The 5,237-nt window shown below is 64.8% G+C and carries 5 protein-coding genes; all 5 read left to right on the top strand.

The window, feature by feature from the left end; translation table 11 throughout:
* On the top strand, positions 1-699 hold a 699-nt coding region (locus WB508_RS07185), incomplete at its 5' end, for a hypothetical protein (protein ID WP_423844202.1).
* A 146-nt stretch (positions 700-845) separates the two neighbouring features.
* A complete protein-coding gene (locus WB508_RS07180; protein ID WP_423844201.1) occupies positions 846-1,625 on the top strand; it encodes an electron transfer flavoprotein subunit beta/FixA family protein in 780 nt (259 codons plus the stop codon).
* Positions 1,626-1,639: 14 nt separating this feature from the next.
* Positions 1,640-2,587 (top strand): electron transfer flavoprotein subunit alpha/FixB family protein, encoded by a 948-nt coding sequence (locus WB508_RS07175; protein WP_423844200.1) that lies wholly within the window; start codon positions 1,640-1,642, stop codon positions 2,585-2,587.
* 242 nt (positions 2,588-2,829) lie between these two features.
* Positions 2,830-4,470, top strand: coding sequence for a peptide ABC transporter substrate-binding protein (locus WB508_RS07170; protein WP_423844199.1), 1,641 nt, complete (start codon positions 2,830-2,832; stop codon positions 4,468-4,470).
* Positions 4,471-4,608: 138 nt separating this feature from the next.
* Positions 4,609-5,237: ABC transporter permease (locus tag WB508_RS07165; RefSeq protein WP_423844198.1), on the top strand; the 629-nt coding region annotated here is incomplete at its 3' end.

Raw genomic sequence — 5,237 nt, 5'->3', positions numbered from 1 at the left:
CAGCAGGCGGAGGCGAGAGCGGCTGCCCGGGCCGAGCGCCAGGCGGCAAAGGACGCTGCCGCCGCAGAGAACGAGGCCGCGAAGAGCGCCGAGCGCGCCGAGCGGGAGGCAGCCACGAAGCAGCAGGAAGCCACCCAGCAGCAGGAAGCGATCGAACAGGCTGCTCGCGCCGAGCAAGCAGCGGCCCGCGCTGAGGCCGACGCTGCCGTCGCGGCGCACGAGGCAGAACATGAGGCCGCGATCGTTCCGATCATGCCGGTCGAGCCTGCCGAGGATCCGGACGTCGATCGTCGCGCTGAACGTCGTGCAGCGAAGGCGGCCAAGAAGGCTGAGAAGGCTCAGCAGCAGCAGGAAGTGGACCGCGTGGTGCCGCCTCCACCCTCCCTGGAACAACCAGAACGCACGTCCGGCCAGCGTCTGAACGTCGTGCTGTTCGTGCTGGGCGCGGTGGGGTTGTTGTTCTCGGTGATCCTGGCCGTCGGTGCGCTGCTGGCTGCGGTCGAGGCCAGCAAGACAGGACCACTGGGGCTGGTGTCCTCGGTCTGCGACATCCTGGTGGGTCCACTGGACGGATTGTTCACGTTCTCTGGTCCCACGGCCGAGGCTCGAGGCGACCTGGTCGCGCGGGGCATCGCCTCGATGGGCTATCTGGTGATCGGGCTGGGTCTTCCCTCGTTGGCCCGCGGTCGCGAGGACTGACCGGTGTGACCGATGCCATGCACCCGAGGCGTCGCACACAGTGCTACCAGTAGGTAACATCGATGACGAAGGGTCCCGCAGCCCTGTCGTTCTCGGCAGTGGCACAGTAGGGGCCTCACCCGTCATCTGACCACAGGAGGGTCCTCGTGACCAAGATCGTTGTCGCTGTCAAGTATGTGCCGGACGCCACGGCGAACCGCACCTTCAGCGCAGACAACACCGTCGATCGCGAAGGCGTTGACGGATTGCTGTCCGAGCTCGATGAATATGCCGTTGAACAAGCGCTCCAGGTGGTTGAGGCAGGCGAGGGCGAGGTCACGGTGCTCACCGTCGGCCCGGCCGACGCTGCTGATGCGGTCCGCAAGGCGCTGCAGATGGGCGCCCATGCCGGCGTGCACGTACAGGACGACGCGATCGGCGGATCCGACGCGTTCGCCACGTCGCTGATCTTGGCCAAGGCGATCGAGAAGCTCGACTACGACATGGTGTTCTTCGGCATGGCCTCCACGGATGCCGGTCTTGGCGTCGTCCCGACGCTGGTCGCCGAGCGTCTCGGCCTTCCGGCTGTCACGTACGCCTCCGAAATCACGGTCGACGGCGACGCAGTGACGATCCGTCGCGACGGCGACGTCGCGACGCAGGACATCGAGGCCACGGGCAAGCTCCTGGTCAGCGTCACCGATCAGACCGGCGAAGCCCGTTACCCGTCGTTCAAGGGCATCATGGCGGCCAAGAAGAAGGACGTCCAGGAGTGGACGCTGGCCGACCTTGGTCTCGACGCTGGCGAGGTGGGACTCGACAACGCCTGGACCAAGGTCGAGTCGTTCGAGCCCCGCCCGCCGCGCACAGCCGGTGAGATCGTCACCGACGAGGGTGACGGCGGCGTCAAGCTGGCTGAGTTCCTGGCCTCCAAGAAGTTCGTCTGAGAAGGGCTGCTGACATGACTGAAGTACTCGTGTTGATCGACGCCCCCGACGGCAAGGTCACCAAGCCGTCGCTGGAGCTTTTGACCATCGCTCGCCGCATCGGCGAGCCGTCCGCAGTCGTCTTTGGCGACTGTGACACCGCGGTGCTGGGTGAGTACGGCGCCGAGAAGATCTACACCTACGACGACGCCGTCTACAGCGAGTTCCTCGTGGCCCCCAAAGCCGAGGCCCTGGCTCAGTTGGTCGGCGAGACGAGTCCGGCCGCCGTGCTGGTCGGCGCAAGTGCCGAGGGCAAGGAGATCAGCGCCCGCGTGGCGCTGAAGACCGAAGCGGGCTGGATCGGCGACGCTGTCGACGTCCAGGCCGATGGCGGGACCATCACCACGACCCAGTCGGTCTTCGCCGGCAACTTCACGGTGCAGGCCTCCATCACCAAGGGCGCGCCCGTCATCAGCGTCAAGCCCAACTCCGCTGCCCCTGAAGCCGCGGCCGGTGCTGGAGCCGTCGAGGCCAAGACCGCCGAGATCTCCGATGCGGCCAAGACGGCCCGGATCACGTCGTCGAAGGCCAAGGAAGCCTCAGGTCGCCCCGAGCTCACTGAGGCTGCCATCGTCGTGTCCGGCGGTCGTGGCACGGGCGGCGACTTCAGCGAGGTCGAGGCGTTCGCCGACAGCCTCGGTGCGGCTGTGGGCGCTTCGCGCGCTGCGGTCGACTCTGGCTGGTACCCGCACACCTTCCAGGTCGGGCAGACCGGCAAGACGGTCTCGCCTCAGTTGTACGTGGCCAACGGCATCTCCGGTGCCATTCAGCACCGGGCCGGCATGCAGACGTCCAAGACGATCATCGCGGTCAACAAGGACGAAGAAGCGCCGATCTTCGAGCTGGTCGACTTCGGCGTCGTCGGTGACCTCAAGACGGTGCTGCCGCAGGCCACCGATGAGGTCAAGAAGCGCAAGGGCTGATTACTGGCAGTCAGTGCCAACCAGAACCGGTTGGACCTCAGCTCGTTCACGACGCGGCACCACCTGGATGGGTGGTGCCGCGTCGTGCTGTCCGCGGCGGCCCATGGTGAGGTGTGATTCAGGTCATTCAGGTGACGGTTCGATTACATAGCCCGTTGGTGCTAGGTCCCCATGGTTCGGAGGTGATAGGCATGGACGGGCGTGCGACAGCGCGCATCCATGTACAGCACAGGAGGAATTCAATGCGACTCACTCGGCGAACACGCCTGGCGGGTGTGGCACTGCTCACCGCAGCCAGCCTGACCTTGGCTGCGTGCGGCGGCGGTGGTGGCGACGACGACGGCGCGGCGGCCACCGACGCAGTCATCAGCGTCTACGGCACCAACCCCCAGAACCCGTTGATCCCCACGGCCACCAACGAGGTCGGCGGCGGCGATCCGCTCAACAACCTGTTCGCTGGAGTGGTGGCGTACAACTCCGATGGTTCGGTCTCCAACGAGGTCGCCGAGTCGGTCGAGCCGAACGAGGACAGCACCGTCTGGACCGTCAAGCTCAAGGACTGGAAGTTCACCGACGGAACCGACGTGACGGCCGAGTCGTTCGTCAACGCGTGGAACTACGGCGCCAACCCCAAGAACAAGCAGCTGAACAACTACTTCTTCTACCCGATCGAGGGCACCGACGACGTCGGCAACACGGTCGAGGGTGAGGACACCGTCTCGGGCCTCAAGGTCGTCGATCCCAAGACCTTCACGATCACGCTGAAGCAGGCTGAGTCGGACTTCAACCTGCGCCTCGGCTACTCGGCGTACTTCCCGGTGCCGGAGTCGGCGTTCGACTCCGACGGCAAGATCACCAAGGAGTACGGTGATGCACCCATCGGCAACGGCCCGTACAAGCTGACCGCCAGCGGTTGGGAGAAGAACAAGCAGATCTCGCTTGAGCCGAACCCGGACTACGAAGGAGTGCGCAAGGCCAAGAACGGCGGCCTGGTGTTCAAGTTCTACAACTCCACCGACGCGGCTTACACCGACGTGCAGTCGGGCAACCTCGACGTCCTCGACCAGGTTCCGCCGAGCGCGTTGACCACGTTTGCTGATGACAGCTCGGTCCAGGCCTACAACGAGCCCGGCTCGAGCTTCTCCTCGTTCACCATTCCCGAGCGCCTGAATCACTTCGGTGATGACGAAGAGGGCAAGCTGCGGCGTGCCGCGCTCTCGATGGCGATCAATCGCGAAGAAATCACCGAGAAGGTCTTCAACGGCGCCCGCACGCCGGCCGTCGACTTCACGTCGCCGGTGCTCGACGGATGGACCAAGGATGTCGAAGGCAATGACGTCCTGTCCTACAACCCGGACGAAGCCAAGAAGCTGTGGGCCCAGGCCGACGACATCGACAAGTGGGATGGAAAGTTCCAGCTCGCGTACAACAACGATGGCGCTGGCAACAAGGAGTTCTCCGAGGCGATGACCAACCAGATCAAGAACGTTTTGGAGATCGACGCCTCGCCCAAGGTCTACCCGACCTTCGACGAGCTCCGCACGGTCGTCACCGATCGCTCGATCAAGACGCCGTTCCGCACCGGCTGGCAGGCGGACTATCCGTCGATGCTGAACTACCTCGGACCGATCTACGCCACGGGCGCCGGATCCAACGATGGTGACTACAGCAACAAGGAGTTCGACAAGCTGATCACCGAGGCGTCCGCCGCCGAAGGCGACAAGCGTTACGCGTTGATCGGTCAGGCCCAGACCATCCTCCTGGAGGATCTGCCGGCCATCCCGCTGTGGTACCAGAACGCCACCGCGGTCACCACGACGGACCTGAAGGACTTCGTGTTCAACTGGCAGCAGAAGCCGGACTACTACGCACTGACGAAGTAGTACCAGCCGCACCATCGGTCGCGGGGGCAGTCCTCATCGGGCTGTCCCCGCGCTCCGCGTCTGATAAACATGGCACGTCGGTCACCCGTTGACCCTCCGTGCGTCCGGCATCTTCACTCTTTGACCCAGGAGGTTCGCGTGTGGTGGTACGTCGCCAAGCGACTGCTCCAGACCATCCCGGTGTTCCTCGGGGCCACCTTGATCATCTTCATGCTGACCAAGCTGCGGCCGGGCGACCCGATTCTCGGGCTGACGGGCAACAAGCCGGTCTCCGACGAGGTGCTCCAGGCGCTGCGTGACCAGTACCACCTAAACGACTCCGTCCTCGTGCAGTGGTTGTACTTCCTCAAGGACGTCATCACCTTCAACCCGGACTTCGTGGGCCTTGATGGGCAACCGGTCTTCCAGAAGATCAGCAACGCCCTGCCCGTGACCGCCACCCTGGCGGTGATGGCGCTGACCATGGACGCCGTCATCGGCGTCGTCGTGGGCACGGTGGCCGGGTTGCGACGCAATGGCTGGTTCGACTCCTCGGTGCTGGTGATCTCACTGCTGTTGTTGTCGGTCCCGATCTTCGTGCTCGGTTTCGTGCTGCAGTTCTTCCTCGGCGTGAAGTTCACCATCTTCTCGCCGACCGTGGGCGGCGACTGGAGCGTCGGAGACCTGATACTACCGGCGTTCGTGCTGGCCATCGCCGGCATCGCCACCACCGTCCGGCTGGCCCGGACCTCGGTGGCCAACAACCTCACCGCGGACCACGTGCGGAC

Source organism: Aeromicrobium sp. (assembly GCF_049586495.1).
Classification (GTDB): Bacteria; Actinomycetota; Actinomycetes; order Propionibacteriales; family Nocardioidaceae; genus Aeromicrobium.
Note: the sequence above shows the minus strand (reverse complement) of the source record. Positions and strands in the feature narration are given on the sequence as shown.